The organism is Streptomyces sp. B1I3 (genome assembly GCF_030816615.1).
GTDB lineage: Bacteria > Actinomycetota > Actinomycetes > Streptomycetales > Streptomycetaceae > Streptomyces.
The window spans coordinates 4,020,884-4,041,136 of sequence record NZ_JAUSYD010000001.1; the positions used below are offsets into that span (position 1 = coordinate 4,020,884).

The 20,253-nt window shown below is 67.4% G+C and carries 16 protein-coding genes; 9 read left to right on the plus strand and 7 right to left on the minus strand.

The window, feature by feature from the left end; translation table 11 throughout:
- Nucleotides 1-32 precede the first annotated feature (32 nt).
- Together QFZ58_RS18510 and QFZ58_RS18515 are read left to right on the plus strand one after the other, a co-directional pair.
- Complete coding sequence (locus QFZ58_RS18510; RefSeq protein ID WP_307126004.1) at nt 33-1,115, plus strand: inositol-3-phosphate synthase; 1,083 nt, start codon at nt 33-35, stop codon at nt 1,113-1,115.
- A 122-nt stretch (nt 1,116-1,237) separates the two neighbouring features.
- Entirely contained in the window at nt 1,238-2,527 is a 1,290-nt protein-coding gene (locus tag QFZ58_RS18515) for an MFS transporter (RefSeq protein WP_307126005.1), read from the plus strand.
- 95 nt (nt 2,528-2,622) lie between these two features.
- Here QFZ58_RS18515 and QFZ58_RS18520 read toward each other — a convergent pair whose 3' ends face one another.
- The gene (locus QFZ58_RS18520; protein ID WP_307126006.1) at nt 2,623-4,065 is read right to left on the minus strand and encodes a CCA tRNA nucleotidyltransferase; all 1,443 of its coding nucleotides are present in this window, start codon (nt 4,063-4,065) and stop codon (nt 2,623-2,625) included.
- Nucleotides 4,066-4,245: 180 nt separating this feature from the next.
- Between QFZ58_RS18520 and QFZ58_RS18525 the strand changes: the two genes are divergently transcribed.
- From QFZ58_RS18525 to trxA, 7 genes are all read left to right on the plus strand, one after another.
- Complete coding sequence (locus QFZ58_RS18525; protein WP_307126007.1) at nt 4,246-6,543, plus strand: DUF6049 family protein; 2,298 nt, start codon at nt 4,246-4,248, stop codon at nt 6,541-6,543.
- Between the two features lie 49 nt (nt 6,544-6,592).
- On the plus strand, nt 6,593-8,752 hold the full coding sequence (murJ, locus tag QFZ58_RS18530; protein WP_307126008.1) for a murein biosynthesis integral membrane protein MurJ: 2,160 nt from the start codon (nt 6,593-6,595) through the stop codon (nt 8,750-8,752).
- 157 nt (nt 8,753-8,909) lie between these two features.
- A complete protein-coding gene (locus QFZ58_RS18535; RefSeq protein ID WP_307126009.1) occupies nt 8,910-10,619 on the plus strand; it encodes a protein kinase family protein in 1,710 nt (569 codons plus the stop codon).
- Nucleotides 10,620-11,082: 463 nt separating this feature from the next.
- Nucleotides 11,083-11,778 (plus strand): RNA polymerase sigma factor SigM, encoded by a 696-nt coding sequence (sigM, locus tag QFZ58_RS18540; protein ID WP_307126010.1) that lies wholly within the window; start codon nt 11,083-11,085, stop codon nt 11,776-11,778.
- Nucleotides 11,775-12,680 (plus strand): hypothetical protein, encoded by a 906-nt coding sequence (locus QFZ58_RS18545; RefSeq protein WP_307126011.1) that lies wholly within the window; start codon nt 11,775-11,777, stop codon nt 12,678-12,680. The genes sigM and QFZ58_RS18545 overlap by 4 nt, the downstream gene beginning before the upstream one ends.
- Nucleotides 12,681-12,806: 126 nt before the next feature.
- Nucleotides 12,807-13,778, plus strand: a complete 972-nt coding sequence (trxB, locus tag QFZ58_RS18550; RefSeq protein WP_307126012.1) for a thioredoxin-disulfide reductase — start codon at nt 12,807-12,809, stop codon at nt 13,776-13,778.
- Between the two features lie 41 nt (nt 13,779-13,819).
- Nucleotides 13,820-14,152 carry a thioredoxin gene (gene trxA / locus QFZ58_RS18555; protein WP_307126013.1) on the plus strand — a complete coding sequence of 111 codons (333 nt, stop codon included), beginning with the start codon at nt 13,820-13,822 and terminating at the stop codon, nt 14,150-14,152.
- 93 nt (nt 14,153-14,245) lie between these two features.
- Here the strand turns inward: trxA and QFZ58_RS18560 are convergent, their stop codons facing one another.
- From QFZ58_RS18560 to yidC, 6 genes are all read right to left on the minus strand, one after another.
- A complete protein-coding gene (locus QFZ58_RS18560; protein WP_307126014.1) occupies nt 14,246-14,863 on the minus strand; it encodes a GNAT family N-acetyltransferase in 618 nt (205 codons plus the stop codon).
- Nucleotides 14,864-15,168: 305 nt separating this feature from the next.
- The gene (locus tag QFZ58_RS18565) at nt 15,169-16,257 is read right to left on the minus strand and encodes a ParB/RepB/Spo0J family partition protein (RefSeq protein WP_307126015.1); all 1,089 of its coding nucleotides are present in this window, start codon (nt 16,255-16,257) and stop codon (nt 15,169-15,171) included.
- Entirely contained in the window at nt 16,254-17,330 is a 1,077-nt protein-coding gene (locus QFZ58_RS18570) for a ParA family protein (RefSeq protein WP_307128914.1), read from the minus strand. The genes QFZ58_RS18565 and QFZ58_RS18570 overlap by 4 nt, the downstream gene beginning before the upstream one ends.
- Before the next feature lie 301 nt (nt 17,331-17,631).
- On the minus strand, nt 17,632-18,348 hold the full coding sequence (gene rsmG, locus QFZ58_RS18575) for a 16S rRNA (guanine(527)-N(7))-methyltransferase RsmG (protein ID WP_307126016.1): 717 nt from the start codon (nt 18,346-18,348) through the stop codon (nt 17,632-17,634).
- Between the two features lie 112 nt (nt 18,349-18,460).
- Nucleotides 18,461-18,970 carry a R3H domain-containing nucleic acid-binding protein gene (locus QFZ58_RS18580; RefSeq protein ID WP_307126017.1) on the minus strand — a complete coding sequence of 170 codons (510 nt, stop codon included), beginning with the start codon at nt 18,968-18,970 and terminating at the stop codon, nt 18,461-18,463.
- 14 nt (nt 18,971-18,984) lie between these two features.
- Nucleotides 18,985-20,253, minus strand: a complete 1,269-nt coding sequence (gene yidC, locus QFZ58_RS18585; RefSeq protein ID WP_307126018.1) for a membrane protein insertase YidC — start codon at nt 20,251-20,253, stop codon at nt 18,985-18,987.

Sequence of the window (20,253 nt, forward strand, 5' to 3'; positions counted from 1 at the left end):
GGGAACACCGAGAACAACAGGGAGCAATCGGCATGGGTTCGGTTCGCGTAGCCATCGTAGGCGTGGGCAACTGCGCCGCCTCACTGGTACAGGGCGTCGAGTACTACAAGGACGCCGATCCGGCCGGCAAGGTGCCCGGTCTGATGCACGTCCAGTTCGGCGAGTACCACGTGAGCGACGTCGAGTTCGTAGCCGCCTTCGACGTCGACGCGAAGAAGGTCGGCCTCGACCTCGCGGACGCCATCGGCGCCAGCGAGAACAACACCATCAAGATTGCCGACGTGCCGAACACCGGCGTGACCGTTCAGCGCGGCCACACCCACGACGGCCTGGGCAAGTACTACCGCGAGACGATCGAGGAGTCCGCCGAGGCCCCGGTCGACATCGTCCAGATCCTCAAGGACAAGCAGGTCGACGTCCTCGTCTGCTACCTGCCCGTCGGTTCCGAGGTCGCTGCGAAGTTCTACGCGCAGTGCGCCATCGACGCCAAGGTCGCCTTCGTCAACGCCCTCCCCGTGTTCATCGCGGGCACCAAGGAGTGGGCGGACAAGTTCACCGAGGCCGGTGTCCCGATCGTCGGTGACGACATCAAGTCCCAGGTCGGCGCCACCATCACGCACCGCGTGATGGCGAAGCTCTTCGAGGACCGCGGTGTCGTCCTCGACCGCACGATGCAGCTGAACGTCGGCGGCAACATGGACTTCAAGAACATGCTCGAGCGTGAGCGCCTGGAGTCCAAGAAGATCTCCAAGACGCAGGCCGTCACCTCGCAGATCCGTGACCGTGACCTCGGCGCGGACAACGTCCACATCGGGCCGTCGGACTACGTGGCCTGGCTGGACGACCGCAAGTGGGCCTACGTGCGCCTCGAGGGTCGTGCCTTCGGTGACGTTCCGCTGAACCTGGAGTACAAGCTCGAGGTGTGGGACTCCCCGAACTCCGCCGGTGTCATCATCGACGCCGTGCGCGCCGCGAAGATCGCCAAGGACCGTGGCATCGGGGGCCCGATCCTTTCCGCCTCCTCGTACTTCATGAAGTCCCCGCCGGTGCAGTACTTCGACGACGAGGCTCGCGAGAACGTCGAGAAGTTCATCGCCGGAGACGTCGAGCGCTGATCCGGCCGATCACGGCTTCAGCCTCACCGGGGTGAGGAGCGGCAACGCTCCTCACCCTCCACCCACAGGGGGTTCCTGGGCAATCCGCCCGGGGGCCCCCTGTGTGTGTGACCCTTGCCCACATGCCTGTCGTGCGTGATCTTGGCGTACTCCTGCGCCTCCGGAATTTTCGTCGCCTGCTCGCCGTGCGGCTTCTCTCCCAGTCGGCCGACGGCGTCTATCAGGTAGCGCTCGCCACGTACGTCATCTTCTCGCCGGAGAAGCAGACGACTGCTGCTGCCATCGCCTCCGCGATGGCCGTCCTGCTTCTCCCGTACTCACTGATCGGCCCGTTCGCGGGAGTTCTGCTGGACCGCTGGCCCCGCCGCCAGGTGTTCCTGTACGGAAACCTCCTGCGAGCGGTCCTGGCCTGCTGCACAGCTCTCCTGCTCCTGCGCTCCGTGCCCGAGTGGCTGTTCTACGCCTCGGCTCTCTGCGTCACCGCCGTCAACCGCTTCGTGCTGGCGGGGCTCTCGGCAGCTCTTCCCCGCGTCGTGGACAGCGACCGGCTCGTCGTGGCCAACTCCCTCTCCCCGACGGCCGGCACGCTGGCAGCCACTGCGGGCGGAGGTCTCGCGCTGGCCATGAGAGTGCTCACGGACGGTTCCGACGCCGCCGTGGTCCTCCTGGGCGCGGTTCTCTACCTGCTGTCCGCGCTGGCGTCCCTCACGCTGGCGCGTGAACTCCTCGGCCCGGACCGGGACCAGCAACACGTGCGCCTGCGGGAGGCGCTGTCCATCACCGCACGAGGGCTCGTCGCCGGCTTGCGCCATCTGGCGGATCGGAAGGACGCCGCGCGCGCTCTGGCCGCCATGACAGTCATCCGCTTCTGTTACGGAGCGCTGACCGTGATGCTGCTGATGTTGTGCCGCTACGCGTGGTCCGACAGCGAGTCCGACGGCCTCGCGCTGCTCGGCCTGGCACTGGGCGCGTCCGCCGCCGGATTCTTCATAGCTGCCGTCGTCACGCCGTGGGCCATCGGACGGTTCGGCCGCTACGGCTGGATGGCGGTGTGCGCGGGTGCGGCGGCCCTCCTGGAACCCGCACTGGGACTGACCTTCGCCCCCGTTCCGATGCTGTCGGCGGCGTTCCTGCTCGGGCTGGTGACACAAGGCTCGAAGATCACGACCGACACCGAGGTACAGACCTCCGTGGACGACACATTTCGCGGCAGGGTCTTCTCGCTCTACGACGTGTTGTTCAACGTCGCGTTCGTCGCCGCTGCCGCCATGGCCGCTCTCGCTCTTCCGGCGGACGGCAGGTCTGTCGTGGTGGTGCTCACGGTGGCCGTCCTGTACGCCACGGCCTCACTGGCCATGCTCCGCTGGAGACGTGTCGGCGAATCGGCACAGAACCTCCGGCCCGGGAGATGAGGGGCGTTGTTTCACGTGAAACAACGCCCCCTCGCAACTCAGCGTGAGGACCCGTACGCGCATGTTTCACGTGAAACATGCGCCCGCCGGGCCCCTCACTCCTGCGTCGCCCACCATTCCTTGAGGGCAGCGACTGCCGCATCGTGTTCCATCGGGCCGTGCTCCAGCCGGAGCTCCAGCAGGAACGCGTACGCCTTACCGATCACCGGCCCGGGCCCGACGCCCAGAATCTCCATGATGTCGTTGCCGTCGAGGTCAGGACGGATCGAGTCCAGTTCCTCCTGCTCCTGCAACTGCGCGATGCGCTGCTCGAGGCCGTCGTACGTACGCGAGAGCGCGTTCGCCTTGCGCTTGTTCCGCGTCGTGCAGTCCGAGCGTGTGAGCTTGTGGAGCCGCTCCAGCAGGGACCCCGCGTCCCGGACGTACCGGCGCACCGCGGAGTCGGTCCACTCCCCGTCGCCGTAGCCGTGGAAGCGCAGATGAAGCTCCACCAGCTTCGACACGTCCTTGACCATGTCGTTGGAGTACTTGAGCTCGGCCATGCGCTTCCTGACCATCTTGGCGCCGACCACTTCGTGGTGGTGGAACGAGACGCGACCGTCCTTCTCGAAGCGCCGCGTCCTCGGCTTCCCGATGTCATGGAGCAGGGCGGCGAGGCGCAGTACGAGGTCGGGGCCGTCCTCCTCCAGGTCGATCGCCTGCTCCAGGACCGTCAGGGAGTGCTCGTAGACGTCCTTGTGCCGGTGATGCTCATCACTCTCCAGCCGTAGCGCAGGCAGCTCGGGCAGCACCCGGTCCGCCAGGCCCGTATCGACGAGAAGACCGAGCCCCTTGCGGGGGTGCCCGGAGAGAAGCAGCTTGTTCAGTTCCTCCCGGACCCGTTCGGCCGACACGATCTCGATCCGTCCGGCCATGTCCGTCATCGCCCTGACGACCTCGGGGGCCACCGCGAAGTCGAGCTGCGCCGCGAAGCGGGCGGCACGCAGCATCCGTAGCGGATCGTCGGAGAACGAGTCCTCAGGCGTGCCCGGAGTGCGCAGCACACGCTCCGCCAGGTCCTCGAGCCCGCCGTGCGGGTCGATGAACTCCTTCCGGGGCAGGGCGACGGCCATGGCGTTGACGGTGAAGTCCCGCCGGACGAGATCGTCCTCGATCGAGTCGCCGTAGGAGACCTCCGGCTTGCGCGAGGTCCTGTCGTACGCCTCCGACCGGTAGGTCGTGACCTCGATCTGGTAGCCGTCCTTCTGCGCTCCGACGGTGCCGAACGCGATCCCGACCTCCCAGACCGAGTCGGCCCAGGGCCTGACGATCTTGAGCACGTCTTCGGGGCGGGCGTCCGTGGTGAAGTCCAGGTCGTTCCCGAGCCTGCCGAGCAACGCATCGCGGACCGACCCTCCGACCAGGGCGAGGCCGAATCCGGCCTGCTCGAACCGGCGGGCAAGGTCGTCGGCGACCGGGGACACCCGCAGCAGTTCACTCACTGCGCGGTGCTGCACCTGACTCAGTGCACTGGGGCTTTCTTCGTTGGCGTTCGGCACAACAGAAAAGGGTACGTGCACCCACCGGCCCGGGCGTCATCGTTTCTTCCGGTCCTGCGAGACTCTCACGATCATGTGGCACGGTCCCCGGCACTCAGCCGCCGGGCGCATCGTTACCATGCGGGGACGCAGAGACCGGCAAGACCGATACCAGCTGACGACGACGAGGGACGGATACGCGTGGCCGAGGCGGCAGACTTTCAGGGGATGAATCCTTCCCCTGCCCGCCGGTGGCTCCGGCGCACAGCCTCCTTGATCGTCGGGGCACCGCTGATCGCAGGCCTCCTGGCCGGCCCGGCTGCGCCGACGGCGCAGGCCCACGGCACGGCCAAGGCCCCTACCGGTTCGCGCACCGTCGACGTGTCCCTCGACACCCTCGCTCCGAGCGCACCGGTCGAGGGCGACACGCTCACCGTGTCCGGCACCCTGACCAACAAGGGCAAGAAGACAGTCACCGACGCCGAGGTGGACCTGCGTGTCGGGCCGCGGCTGTCCGGCAGGTCCGCCATCGACGAGGCCGCCGACCGGACCGCTTACCTGCCCGGCAGCGACCCGGCGAAGCTCGGCGGCGCATACACGCTCAAGGTCCCGAAACTCGCTTCCGGCGTGAGCCAGGACTTCACGCTCGCCGTCCCGGTGGACAAGCTCGGCCTGGACGAGGAGGGCGTCTACCAGCTAGGTGTCTCTCTCACGGGCCGCACCGCCGACAGCGCCTACGACCAGGTGCTGGGCATCCGGCGGACCTTTCTTCCCTGGCAGCCCGAGGACACCGAGCGCAAGACCGGACTGACGTTCCTCTGGCCGCTGATCGCGTCGGCACATGTGACGGCGGAGACGGGATCCGACGAGCAGCAGACCCCCGTCTTCGCCGACGACGAGCTCGCGCTCGACCTCGCCCCGGGAGGACGGCTGGAGCAGATGGTCTCTCTCGGCCGTCAGCTGCCCGTGACCTGGGTGATCGATCCTGGTCTGCTGGCAGCGGCCGACGCGATGACCAGGAACTACCGCGTCAAGGTCGGTGACACCACCGTCGCGGGGACGAACCAGGCCATCGCCAAGCAGTGGCTCACCACGCTGGAAGCAGCGGTGAAGGACGGCACGGTGGTGGCCCTCCCGTTCGCCGATCCCGACCTCGCTTCCATCGCGCACCGCGGCAAGAACGTGTCGGGCACGCTCGGTCATCTGCAGACGGCGACGGAGGCGGCCGGGTTGACGGTGGAGACCGTCCTCCATGTGAAGCCGTCCACCGACTTCGCCTGGCCTGTGAACGGTGCCGTTGATCCCTCCGTCGTCGATGTGGCCACCTCGGCCGGTGCCCACACGGTGATCGCCCGCAGCGACAGCTTCGAAGAAACCGGTGGCCTGCCCTACACCCCGACAGCGGCCCGGCCGATCGGCGGGGGCACCACCGCCGTCGTCTCCGACTACAGGCTCTCCACCGCCTTCGAGGGCGACCTGTCCACGACGGGCAACTCGACGCTGGCCGTCCAGAAGTTTCTCGCCCATACGCTGGCGTTGACCGAGCAGGCGCCCGACCGCGAGCGCAGCGTCGTCGTCGCCCCTCAGCGGACTCCCACGGCCTCCCAGGCCCAGGCCATGGCGCGCGCCGTGCGGGCACTGACCGACGAACACTGGACGCAGCCCCTCGACCTGGTGGCCGCTGCCGGGAAGAAGCCGGACGCACGAGCCACGACGAAGGTGCCGCGGGCCTCCCGGTACCCGAAGAAGCTGCGCAGCCAGGAGCTGCCCACCCAGGCCTTCCAGGACATCAGGACGACGCAGGAATCGCTCAACAGCTTCCAGGTCATCCTCACCCAGCCCGACCGTGTGGTGACCCCGTTCGGCAATGCGATCAACCGCTCGATGTCGACGTCCTGGCGCGGCAGCGCCCTGGAGGCCCAGCGATACCGCGATGCCGTCCGCACCTACCTGCAGAGTCTGACCAACGAGGTGCAGCTCATCTCGAAGTCCGACGTCACCCTGTCCGGGCGCAGCGCGACGATCCCCGTGACCGTGCAGAACAAGCTGGTGCAGGGTGTCGACCATCTCGTGCTCCGCCTGACGTCGGGCAACGCCACACGGCTCAAGCTCAACGACGGCGGGGCCGTGGCCGAACAACCGGTCAGGATCGCCGGCGGGCACAGCCAGTCGGTGAAGTTCGACGCCTCGGCCAACGCCAACGGCCAGGCGCAGGTCACCGCGCGCCTCTTCACCGAGGACGGAACGCCGTACGGCGAGGAGATGACCTTCACCGTGAAGGTCTCAGAAGTCACACCCACGGTGCTTCTGGTGATCGCCGGAGGCCTGCTGCTGCTGGTCCTGGCCGGCATCAGGATGTACACCCACCGAAGGCGCACCGTCGCCGGCGGAGCAGTGGAGAACAACGGCGGTGAACCCGAGCAGCCGAGTGACCCGACGCCGGACACCGGTCCGGAAAGCGGGAACCCGTCGGGCCCGGGTGAGAAAGTGGACCGTTGAGCGATGTGTGTCGAGGCCGGTCGGCCGGGGACGATGAGGTGGGGTTTCGATGAACGCGCCGTACGACGGTGACCGCGGCCAGGGCGCGGGCGGAGCAGGGTCTTCCGGCGGTCCGCCGGCGTCACCCGGATCCGGGGAGGAGGGGATGACCCCCGACCCGTACCTCCAGCACGCCTACGACCACGATCCGTACCGGGCTCAGGACCTCACCGCGCAGGATCCGGTGGCCGAGGCACTCTACGACCGCGCCTCCCACCCGCCACCGCCGCCCGGCACCTACCAGGAGCCACAGGCGCTCTACCAGCAGCCCCCCGCGGCCCAGTACGCCCCCGACCCCCGCATCTGGGCCCAGACGCCGCCACCGGAGCCCGCAGGCCCCTCGCGGCACCTGCCGTACGGAGACAACCCGGCGACCACCCAGTACGTCGGGGTCGACGACCTGGTCACGCAGGCTGCCGACGACCGCGAGGAGCCGGACGCCTTCGCCCACCTCTTCCGCGACCAGGAGGGCTCCGGGCGGCCTCCCGGCCCGCCGGCCGAGCCGGAAGCGGCTCCGGCACCTGTTCCGCCGAAGTCCGGCGGCCGCGCGGCGGGGATACTGAAGTCGAGTGCGCTGATGGCCGCCGGCACCCTGGTCTCCAGGCTCACCGGCTTCGTCCGCAGCCTGGTGATCACCGCAGCTCTCGGTGCGGCGCTGCTCGGCGACAGTTTCACCATCGCCTACACGCTGCCGACGATGATCTACATCCTCACCGTCGGTGGTGGGCTGAACTCGGTCTTCGTGCCCCAACTGGTCCGCTCCATGAAGGACGACCAGGACGGCGGTGAGGCGTATGCCAACCGTCTGCTGACCCTGGTGATGGTCACGCTCGGGGCGATCGTCGCCCTCGCCGTCCTCGCCGCGCCGTGGCTCATCCACATGATGTCGCCGACGATCGCGAACGACGCGGCGGCCAACAGCGTCGCCGTCACCTTCGCCCGCTACTGCCTCCCGACCATCTTCTTCATGGGCATCCACGTGGTCATGGGGCAGATCCTCAACGCGCGCGGGAAATTCGGCGCGATGATGTGGACGCCGGTCCTCAACAACATCGTCATGATCGTCACGTTCGGCCTGTTCATCTGGGTCTACGGCACGTCCGCGGAATCCCGGATGGGCGTCGAGACGATTCCGCCGGACGGCGTCCGGCTCCTGGGCATCGGAACGCTTCTCGGCCTGGTCGTCCAGGCCCTGGCCATGATCCCGTATCTGCGCGAGGCCGGGTTCCGCTTCCGTCCCCGCTTCGACTGGAAGGGCCACGGCCTCGGCAAGACGATCAAGCTTGCCAAGTGGACCGTTCTCTTCGTCCTCGCCAACCAGGCGGGCGTCATCGTCGTGACGCAGCTCGCGACCTCCGCGGGCAAGCTGTCCGGCATGGACGGCACCGGGTTCCTCGCCTACTCCAATGCCCAGCTGATCTGGGGAATGCCCCAGGCGATCATCACCGTCTCCGTCATGGCCGCGCTGCTGCCGCGCATCTCCCGCGCAGCACATGACAACGACCCCGGAGCCGTCCGCGACGACATCTCACAGGGTCTGCGCAATTCCGCGGTGGCGATCGTGCCCGTAGCCTTCACATTCCTGGCGCTCGGTCTGCCGATGTGCACCCTGCTGTACGCGTCGAGCGGCACGGAAGCCGCCCGGTCCATGGGCTTCATCCTGATGGCGTTCGGCCTGGGCCTCATCCCGTACTCCGTGCAGTACGTCGTGCTGCGCGGCTTCTACGCGTACGAGGACACCCGCACCCCGTTCTACAACACCGTCATCGTGGCGGCCGTCAACGCTGCGGCGTCCGCTCTCTGCTACGTCGTCCTTCCGGCGCAGTGGGCGGTCGTCGGCATGGCCGCCTCCTACGGGCTGGCCTACGCGGTCGGCGTGGGGATCGCCTGGCGGCGTCTGCGCAACCGGCTCGGAGGGGACCTCGACGGCTCCCGTGTGGTGCGCACCTACGCCCGGCTCTGCATGGCCGCGATCCCTGCGGCGGTCCTGGGTGGCGCCGTGGGCTACGCCCTTCTCCGGACACTCGGCGACGGGGCCGGCGGGTCGGTGGTCTCCCTCGTCTGCGGCAGTGTGGTCCTGCTGGGCGTCTTCTTCGTGGCTGCCCGGAAGATGCGTATCGAAGAACTCAACAGCATGGTCGGCATGGTCCGGGGGCGGCTCGGACGCTGACGGCCCCACGTGGTGAGGTCGTGAAGGCGCACCGGTCCGCACAACCAACGCTGGGCACCGCGTGTCGTGCATAGCGCCGGAGTATGGGCACAATTGGCGTGACTGTGCAGAGCTGGCTGGCTGGCATCGCGCAACGGATGGGGAGGCAGGAACGACGGTGGCGGAACGTAGCACGGCTGCTGTGGATGTGGCCGACAACGGCGGCGACGAGCCGCCGCCCGCCGAGGCGGACGAGGCCTCGACCGACGGGACGTCACAGGCCGGGGACCCGGAGAACGCCGGCCCGGAGGGCGCGGACGGCGGGCAGGCAGGCAAGGAGCCCGTCCCGGCGACTCCCGACCTGCACAGTGGTCACAAACTGGCCGGACGCTACCGTCTCGAGGAATGCGTCACCCGTCTGGACGGATTCAGCAGCTGGCGTGCGGTCGACGAGAAGCTGCGTCGTGCGGTGGGTGTCCACCTGCTTCCCGCCGACCACCCGCGCGCCCGCTCGGTGCTGGCGGCCGCCCGCTCCTCCGCGCTCCTGGGGGACCCGCGCTTCGTCCAGGTCCTGGACGCGGTGGAGGAGGACGACCTCGTCTACGTCGTGCACGAGTGGCTCCCGGACGCGACGGAGCTCACCGCCCTGCTCGCGGCCGGCCCAATGGAAGCGCACGACGCCTACCAGCTGGTGAGCCAGGTGTCCCAGGCCATGGCTGCCGCTCACCGGGAGGGTCTCGCGCACCTGCGACTCACCCCGGGTGCGGTGCTGCGCAGTTCGACCGGGCAGTACAGGATCCGGGGCCTCGCTGTGAACGCCGCGTTGCGCGGCATCACCGCGGACCAGCCGCTGCGTACGGACACCGAGGCCATCGGCGCGCTCCTCTACGCCGCCCTGACCCGGCGCTGGCCCTATGAAAGCGATGCCTACGGCCTGTCCGGGCTGCCCAAGGACCTGGGGCTGATCCCCCCGGACCAGGTGAGGGCCGGGGTCCACCGAGGCCTTTCGGAGCTCGCCATGCGGGCCCTCGCCAACGACGGAGCCACCGCGTCACGGCAGGAACAGCCCTGCACGACGCCGGACGAGCTGGCGAAGGCCGTCGCCGCCATGCCTCGCGTCCTTCCCCCCGAGCCTGCCTTCACCGCCCCGCCCGAATACCAGCGGACGACCTACCAGCAGGGCACCTACGGTCGCCCGCCGGCCGCGGTCGCCGCGACCCAGCCCGTGGTCGCTCCTCCGCCCCCTCTCCAGAGCCGTACCGGCAAGGCGCTCAAGTGGGCCGTGGCCGCGCTTCTCATCGCCGCTCTCGGGCTCGGCAGCTGGCAACTGGCAGAGACCGTGCTCAACCGGGAGAACGACACCACGGAGCCGACCACGACGCACAACCGGGGTTCCGAGGGCGACGACAAGGCTCCGGTCCAGCTCAAGGATCTGCGCATCGTCGACGCGAGGGAGTTCGCTCCCAGCGGTTCCGGTATCAAAGTGCAGGACGTTCCGAACGCCATCGACGGCACGTCGGACACCGCTTGGATCACTCCCCGGTACGTGGGTTACGCCAACTTCGGCAACCTCCCGAACCGCAAGGAGGGCAGCGGCATAATCGTTGATCTCGGCAGCGTGCAGGACGTCGCCGGCATCGACGTCGCGATGTACCAAGGTCAGCAGAAGGCCGAAGTGCTCGCGGCCGGCGAAGGTGCTTCCGCCCCCTCGTCCCTGGCCGACTTCCCGCATCGCCTCACGAACCTCGAGACGACGGGAAGCACCATACGGAAGACGCTCACCAAGCCGGTACGGACCCGCTACATCCTGGTCCGCATCACGGAACTGCCTCCTGACGGCTCATATGGTTTCCGTGGCGGCATCTCGGAGATCTCTGTACTCGGCTGACCGAACGGGCCCGTGGGAAACGCTCCTCACCGGCCCGTTCCGCGTCCCGCCCGCCTGCGAACACTTCCAGCCGCGGTGGCCCCGGTGGCTGTCCGTCCCGACGGTGCCCCTACGTCCGCCGAAGCGCCATGCGCAGAGGTCGATCCAGCCGGTGTGGACGCTCACCCTCTCGATCCTGCTGCCGGACGGAGCGCAGGGGCATGTGCCGTGGCCAATCGGCCAACTACGCCTGCACCAGGAATCGTTGCGCCTGAGATACTCATGGCTCCCGCCTTCTTCCAGCTAGGCTTCTTCCTCTTCAGGCCCTTCCTCGTTCCAACCGTGACAGACAGACCGGCACTCCGGCCAGGTCGCCCCGTCCGTGATCGATTACGCGTGGCCCGCCCACGCGCAGCAAGATCGACGAGAAGTGCCGCTGCTCACGCACAGACTGATCCCGCCGTACAAGAAGGGGAGGGCGACCGTGAGTCAATCCGACCCACCCAGCGATCAGGAGCTTCTGGCCCAACACGTCGCCGGCGATCCGGACGCGTTCGGCGAACTCGTGCGGCGGCACCGGGACCGGCTCTGGGCCGTCGCGATCCGCACCCTCGGCGATCGCGAGGAAGCCGCCGACGCCGTTCAGGACGCCCTTGTCTCCGCCTTCCGGGCCGCCCACACCTTCCGCGGACAGTCCGCCGTCACCACCTGGCTGCACCGCATCACCGTCAACGCGTGCCTGGACCGGGTCCGTAAGGCCGCCTCACGCAAGACCTCGCCTGTGGACGACACCGAGCGACTCGATCAGCTTCTGGAGCCACACGAATCCGCCGAGGCTCCCGCCGAGCGACAGGACCTGCATCGCGAACTCCTCGCTGCGCTGGCCACCCTGCCCGCGGAGCAGCGAGCCGCACTCGTCCTCGTGGACATGCAGGCCTACCCCGTCGCGGAGGCTGCTCGCCTTCTCGACGTTCCGACCGGCACGGTGAAGAGCCGCTGTGCGCGGGGTAGAGCCAGACTGCTTCCTCTGCTCACCCATCTACGCAACAACGCGGACGGCGAGAGCAGCCGGGTGGAAAGGAACCGGACGCACGGGACATCCGTCCCACCTGCGTCAGGACCAAGGGATGCAGGCGCAAGCGATCCTGCTGCGGTAAAGGGTGGAGGTGGGCTCGCATGACATCCACGGCCGACACGGCTCAGCACCCGGACGTCGAGGAGATTTCCGATCTCACCGCAGGGCTCCTCTCCTCTGCCCGGGCGGAAGCACTCCGTCTCCATATCGACGCCTGCGCGCCGTGTGGCGACATCCACGCCTCCCTCGAGGAGATCCGCTCGCTCCTCGGCAGTCTGCCTCTGCAGGAGCACATGCCCGACGACATCGCCGAGCGCATCGACACCGCCCTGGCGGCCGAGGCGCTCCCCGATCCCTCGCCTGCGGCAGATCATGTTTCACGTGAAACACACGATCAGTCTTCGGACGGCACGGCCCCCGCGCGCCCTCTGGGGCACCCGCGAGGCGCCACCGGACCCGGACGGCGTCCGGCTCGGCGCCGCCGTCGCACGGTAGTCCTTGGCACTGCCCTCGGAGCGGCCGTCGTCGGCATGAGCGTCTTCATGCTGCAGTCGATACAGCCCTCACAGGAGTCGGCCGGCATGAAGGCCGATCAAGGCGTCAGTGCCGCAACGGAAGGGAGGCACGACTTCGCGGAGGGCACGCTCGAGAGCCAGGTCCACTCCCTGCTGAGCGACACCGGCGAGAGCGCCACCACATCGGCGAAGCCCCTCAACACCAAATCGTCTCCGCAGAACCTGTCCCCGCAGACCTCATCCCCCAGCCTCCCCCTGCGCACTCCCGTGGTGGTCGTACCCCCCTGCGTCCAACAGGGCACCGGACGCGACACCCCGGCCCTGGCCATCGAAGAGGGCAGCTACGAAGGATCGGCCGCCTTCCTCGTCGTCCTGCCCCACGCGACCGACTCGAGCCGCGTACAGGCCTATGTCGTCGATGCTGCCTGCGTGGACTCCGGGCCCGCGGCCAGGGGGCACCTGCTGCTCACCCACTCGTACACGCGTCCCTGAGAAGCACCCCCGGATCCGATCCGGTACTTCGGGAATGCGCGCCCCGTAGGATCCGTTGGGTGGGGTGAGAGTCGTGGAACCGGCCCCAGTAGGTAGTAGGCAGTCTGCAGAGACGAGGAAGAACCCGTGAGCGACGTCCGTAATGTGATCATCATCGGCTCCGGGCCGGCCGGTTACACCGCCGCCCTGTACACCGCTCGCGCGTCGCTGAAGCCGCTGGTGTTCGAAGGCGCCGTCACCGCAGGCGGTGCTCTGATGAACACCACCGACGTGGAGAACTTCCCGGGCTTCCAGAACGGAATCATGGGCCCTGAGCTCATGGACAACATGCGCGCCCAGGCCGAGCGCTTCGGCGCCGACCTCATCCCCGACGATGTGGTCTCCGTCGACCTCACCGGCGAGATCAAGACCGTCACGGACACGGCAGGCACGGTGCACCGCGCCAAGGCAGTCATCGTCACCACGGGATCGCAGCACCGCAAGCTCGGACTGCCGAACGAGGACGCTCTCTCCGGCCGGGGTGTCTCCTGGTGTGCCACCTGCGACGGCTTCTTCTTCAAGGACCAGGACATCGCTGTGATCGGTGGTGGCGACACTGCCATGGAGGAGGCGACCTTCCTGTCCCGGTTCGCCAAGTCGGTCACGATCGTCCACCGCCGCGACTCCCTGCGCGCCTCCAAGGCCATGCAGGACCGCGCCTTCGCCGATCCGAAGATCAAGTTCGCCTGGGACAGCGAGGTCGCCGTCGTCCACGGTGACCAGAAGCTCTCCGGCCTGACTCTTCGCAACACCAAGACGGGCGAGACGTCCGAGCTGCCGGTGACCGGTCTGTTCATCGCCGTCGGCCACGACCCCCGTACCGAACTCTTCAAGGGGCAGCTGGACCTCGACGACGAGGGTTACCTCAAGGTCGACGCCCCTTCGACGCGCACCAACCTCACGGGCGTCTTCGGCGCCGGCGACGTCGTCGACCACACCTACCGGCAGGCGATCACCGCTGCCGGGACCGGCTGCTCCGCAGCCCTCGATGCGGAGCGCTTCCTGGCCGCGCTCTCCGACGAGAAGCTCGCCGAGCCGGAGAAGACCCCGGCAGTCTGACTTTCTCCCCCTCCACACCCCACGTAATTAAGGAGGTCGCCGTGGCCGGCGCCCTGAAGAACGTAACTGACGACTCCTTCGACGAGGATGTCCTGAAGAACGACAAGCCCGTTCTGGTGGACTTCTGGGCGGCGTGGTGCGGCCCGTGCCGGCAGATCGCTCCGTCGCTCGAGGCGATCGCGACCGAGTTCGGCGACAAGATCGAGATCGTCAAGCTCAACATCGACGAGAACCCGGCCATCGCGGCGAAGTACGGCGTCATGTCCATCCCGACACTCAACGTGTACCAGGGTGGCGAGGTCGCCAAGACCATCGTCGGTGCCAAGCCGAAGGCCGCGATTCTCCGCGACCTCGAAGCCTTCATCGGCGAGTAACACAGCGCCACTCACTGTTTCACGTGAAACGGGCCCATCCTTTCGGGTGGGCCCGTTTCGCATGATCCTCGACTCTCCGCACTGTCTCCGGGGTCAGAGAGGCCGCAGCACCGGCTCCTTCTGCACCGCACCCAGCAGCCTGTCCAACGCCAGCTCCACGTCCTCTTTCCAGGACAGCGTGGTACGCAGCTCCAGTCTCAGCCGGGGGTACACCGGATGAGGACGCACCGTCTTGAAGCCCACCGCCAGCAGGTGGTCGGCGGGCAGCACACAGGCAGGCTCTTTCCAGCGGGCGTTTCCGAACGCCTCGATCGCTCGGAAACCACGATGCAGCAAGTCCTTGGCCACCGTCTGCACCATCACACGCCCCAGCCCTTGCCCCTGGAATTCTGGCGAAATCAACGCAGTCATCAGCTGCACGGCGTCGGGGGAGGCGGGGCTCGTGGGAAACGCCATGGAGCGTGGCACATAAGCGGGCGGCGCGTAGAGCACGAAGCCGGCCGGGACGTCATCCACATAGACGACCCGCCCGCAGGAACCCCACTCCAGCAGAACGGAGGAGATCCAGGCTTCCTTCTCCACCTCGGGTCTGCCCGCCTTTACCGCAGCTTCGCCGCTGACCGGATCAAGTTCCCAGAAGACGCACGAGCGGCAACGCCGGGGGAGATCCGGAAGGTTGTCCAGTGTGAGCGGTACGAGCCGACGCCCCATGAAGGCGGTTCCTCACTTCCTTCGCCCGCCGCACCCCGTGCGGCTGCCAGCGCACTCCGTTCTCGGAACAGGCTGCCGACGAACCCCCCGACAGCACCAAGCCCCAATCCGACTGTCACCAGGTGGCTGCGATTCACTGATCGCACGGCCCCCGCCTCCTCTGAGGTGCATCACGGTGGTGGATACGCCATACCAGAACGCATCGTATCCACCCAGACGTGATGTCGACACCGAAGAAATGCAAAGGGCGGGCTGTGTTCCGGAAACTTCCCGGCACACAGCCCGCCCTGACGCCCACCAGGGGCTCAGCTCTCGTCGTCGCCCTGCTCTTCCGAGAGGCTGCGTTCCAGCACACGCCCCTCACCCGGAGCCAGGCTGCCGAGAATGCGCTCCAGATCCTCCATCGAAGCGAACTCGACGACGATCTTCCCCTTCTTCTGTCCGAGGTCGACCTTCACCCGCGTCTCGAAACGGTCCGAGAGCCGGGACGCCAGATCAGTGAGAGCCGGCGAGACACGGCCGCCCGCCCTGGGGCCCTTGGGCTTCGCCGAACTCGTGGGCTCTGAGCCGAGCAGATTCACGATCTCCTCGACCGCCCGCACCGACAACCCCTCGGCCACGATGCGGTGGGCCAGCCGGTCCTGCTCCTCGGAGTCATCCACCGACAACAGTGCCCGTGCGTGACCAGCGGAGAGAACCCCGGCAGCGACCCTGCGCTGCACCGGCGGGGAGAGCCGCAGCAGACGCAGTGTGTTGGAGACCTGAGGACGTGAACGGCCGATCCGGTCCGCCAGCTGGTCATGCGTGCACTTGAAGTCCTTCAGCAGCTGGTCGTACGCCGCCGCTTCCTCCAAGGGATTCAGCTGGGCCCGGTGCAGGTTCTCCAGGAGCGCGTCGAGAAGCAGCTTCTCGTCGTCCGTCGCACGGACGATGGCCGGAATGCGTTCCAGGCCGGCCTCGCCGCATGCCCTCCACCGACGCTCACCCATGATGAGCTCGTAGCGGTCGTCAGCCACCTTGCGCACGACGACGGGCTGAAGCAGACCGACCTCCTTGATGGAGGTCACCAACTCCGCCAGTGCGTCCTCGTCGAACACCTCACGAGGCTGCTTGGGGTTCGGCGCGATCGAATCAATCGGGATTTCGGCGAAATAGGCCCCGGCAGAGTCCGTCGACTCAGTAACGCTCTGGGGCTCGGCCGGGGGAGAACTCGGCTCCGGGACCAAGGGCCCGGACGGAAGCCCGGTCACCTTCGCGGCGGCCACCCCACGGTCGGCGGTCATCAGAGCCGAAGCGCCCGTGCCCGACGAGGGAGTGGCCACCTGCCTCTCCTGCGGAGCTGCGGGGATCAGTGCACCGAGCCCACGCCCCAGTCCTCTACGACGCTCACTCACTGCATGCCCTCCGAGTTGCTGCGCTGGCTGTTCTGCCCGCCCGTGCGGGCGTGCTGGGCCTCATAGTGCATGCCCACGCCCCGCAGGGCGATCTCACGGGCCGCTTCGAGGTAGGACAGTGATCCACTGGATCCCGGATCATAGGTCAGTACGGTCTGCCCATAGCTCGGCGCCTCGGAGATGCGCACCGACCGCGGGATGCTCGTGCGCAGCACCTCCTTGCCGAAGTGGCTGCGCACCTCCTCCGCCACCTGCGAGGCAAGCCTGGTCCTGCCGTCATACATGGTGAGGAGGATCGTGGAGACGTGCAGGTCCGGGTTCAGATGCCCACGCACGAGATCGACGTTGCGCAACAACTGCCCGAGGCCCTCCAGCGCGTAGTACTCGCACTGGATCGGAATGAGAACCTCGGCCCCGGCTACGAGCGCGTTGACGGTGAGCAGGCCTAGCGACGGCGGACAGTCGATGAGGATGTAGTCCAGAGGCTGCTCGTATGCCTGAATGGCTCGCTGAAGCCGGCTCTCACGTGCCACCAGCGACACCAGCTCGATCTCCGCGCCGGCGAGGTCGATAGTGGCCGGGGCACAGAAGAGACCTTCGACGTCCGGAACGGGCTGTACCACCTCGGAGAGGGGCCTGCTGTCCACCAGGACGTCATAGATGGAGGGAACCTCCGCGTGATGGTCGATTCCCAGAGCCGTCGAAGCGTTCCCCTGTGGGTCGAGGTCCACCACCAGGACTCGCGCACCGTGCAGTGCGAGCGAAGCGGCGAGATTGACCGTCGAGGTCGTCTTACCGACTCCGCCCTTCTGGTTGGCGACAACCATCACGCGCGTCTGCTCAGGTCGGGGCAGGCCCTCACCGGCGCGGCCAAGGGCCTCAACCGCCAGCTGGGCCGCACGACCGATGGGTGTGTCGTCCATCGGAGGCGGTGTTTCACGTGAAACACCCTCCCCCAAGGACTCGGTACGGGGACCGGGGACCGGATCGGTCATCGGTCCCGCGGTGTCGGCGTCGGACCGCAAGGATTCACTCTCCTCGACTTCAGGCTCGCAATGAACAGAGCCTGCCATGCTTTCGGGGTCGTGAACCAGCGAGGCCGACTCTTCTGTGGATGAATCCACTTCTGTGGACAACTCGGTAGCCCGTACGGGCCTGCGGTCGCGCGGCGAGACCGCCGCACGACCCCGGCCGATAATTCCCTGCAGCAGAGAGCGACGTTTCACGTGAAACACGATGCCCCTGGGGCGTACAGCCAGGGTCTCGACACTCCGCAAAGGCTACATATCGCTACATGCCGCATCTATGCATGAACCACCTGCGGATGCGACAGGAGCGGCAACCGAGGGCGTACCGACCCCTCACATCCAGGGCTCAGCGACGTCGACGCGTTCGCCCCACCCGTGCAGCCTTGGCGCGCTTGGCGGCGAACCTCACACCACCCGGGCTCTCCCCGACCACCACACGCACCACGGTGGAGGCCGGTTCGACGAGTCCCTCGCCGACGTGCAGCACCTCGGTCTCCACCACGCCGAGCTTGCTCAGGGCAGCACGAGCACCCTGGATCTCCTCCTCTGCGGTACCTCCCTTGAGAGCCAGCATCTCGCCGTAGGGGCGCAGCAGGGGCACACCCCATCCCGCGAGGCGGTCGAGCGGGGCGACGGCCCGAGCCGTCACCACATGGACCGGCTGCAGCGTCCCGAGCACCTCCTCGGCCCGACCACGGACGACCGTCACGTGATCCAGACCGAGCAGTTCGACGACTTCCTGCAGGAAGTTCGTGCGACGCAACAGCGGTTCAAGCAAGGTGATCTTCAGGTCGGGGCGCACCAGCGCGAGAGGAATCCCGGGCAGGCCGGCTCCTGAGCCCACGTCGCACACCGTGACGCCCTCGGGGACGACCTCCGACAGCACTGCGCAGTTCAGCAGATGCCGCTCCCACAGGCGCGGAACCTCGCGAGGCCCGATCAGCCCTCTCTTCACCCCCGCGTCCGCCAGCAGCTCCGCGTACCTGACAGCCATGGGAAAGAACTCACCGAATACCGCTTGCGCCGCTTTGGGCGCCTGAGGGAGCTCTGCTGCCTCCGTCACGAGGACCGTCCTTCCGTACCGCACTAGCGCGCACTGTGGGTGGCTGACTATCGGGGCTGACAAAGATCGGCCCCGTCTGCGCACAGACGGGGCCGACAGTACAAGGATCCGGTCAGGCCGGAAGAACGACGACGAAGCGCTGCGGCTCCTCGCCCTCGGACTCGCTGCGCAGACCCGCCGCCGCGACGGCGTCATGCACGACCTTGCGCTCGAACGGCGTCATGGGCTCCAGCTTGACCGGCTCGCCGGAGCTCTTGACCTCGTCAGCGGCCTTGGCACCCAGCGCGGCGAGAACTTCCCGCTTCTTGGCACGGAAACCGGCGATGTCCAGCATCAGGCGGCTGCGGTCACCGGTCTCCCGGTGCACAGCCAGGCGCGTGAGCTCCTGGAGGGCCTCCAGTACCTCACCGTCGCGGCCCACAAGCTTCTGCAGGTCGCGCGCCGAGTCGCTGATGATCGAGACCGCGGCCCGGTCCGCCTCCACATCCATGTCGATGTCACCGTCGAGGTCTGCGATGTCGAGCAGGCCCTCGAGGTAGTCAGCCGCGATCTCCCCCTCCTGCTCGAGGCGGGTCAGAGTGTCGCTGCCCTCAGCGGCCGTGGTGGTGGTGCCTTCCGTCACGGATGGACTCCTTCTTACTTCTTGGACGGGTGCTTGGGCCGCTGCGGGCCCTTGCGCTGTCCGGATTTGGCTTGGCGTGAGGAACCGGACGCGGTGGGCTTGCCCGCCGGCTTCGGCTTGTCGTCCTGCGGTACGTCCCGCTTCTCCAGCGAGGTCTTGGGCTCCGACCCGGTGGAATCGGAGTCCTTCGCCGCACCGGGATGCGTGGCAGCGGTTTGACGCTTGGCCTTGGTCTGGCGCTTGGGCTGCTGCCGCTTGGCCGCAGCACCGCCTTCGGCTTCGGCGACGGCCGTCTCGCTCTTCGTCACCGTGCCGTCCTCCTGGGCGGCGAGACCCAGCTTGGCCAGACCGGTGATGAACCTGCGCTCGATGTCGTTGCGGTCGGGCCCCTTGGCGACGATCCGCTTGACGGTGTTGCGCCTCGTCCTGCCCCGTACCTCGCCATGAGCGGTCACGCTCTTCAGCAGACGCCCCAGGTACTGGTCCTGCGCCTTGCTGCCCGGCGTCGGGTTCTGGTTGATCACATACATCTGCTGGCCCATGGTCCACACGTTCGTGGTCAGCCAGTAGACGAGGACACCGACGGGGAAGTTGATGCCCATGACGGCGAAGATCAGCGGGAAGATGTACATCAGCATCTTCTGCTGCTGCATGTACGGGGTCTTCACGGTCAGGTCGACGTTCTTCGTCATCAGCTGGCGCTGCGTGAAGAACTGGGACGCGGACATCATCACGATCATGATCGCGGTGACGACGCGGACGTCGGTCAGCGAGGCACCGAGCGCCGCGACCTTGTCCTGGCTGTCCATGAACTTCGCGGCCAGCGGTGCTCCGAAAATGTGCGCCTGACGTGCGCTGTCGAGCAGCGGCTGGTCGATGACGCCGATCGTCTTGCCCGAGGCGATCGCCGAGAGCACGTGATACAGGGCGAAGAAGAACGGGGACTGCGCCAGGATGGGAAGGCACGAGGAGAGGGGATTGGTACCCGTCTCCTTGTACAGCTTCATCATCTCTTCGGACTGACGCTGTTTGTCGTTCTTGTAGCGCTCCTGGATCGCCTTCATCTTCGGCTGGAGCACCTGCATGTTCCGGGTCGACTTGATCTGCTTGACGAACAGCGGGATCAGACAGATCCGGATCAGGATCACCAGGGACACGATGGACAGGCCCCAGGCCCAGCCCGTGTCGTCTCCGAAGATCGCTCCGTACAGCTTGTGGAACTGGACAATGACCCACGAGACAGGTGTGGTGATAAAGCTGAACAGACTGGCAATCGTGTCCAC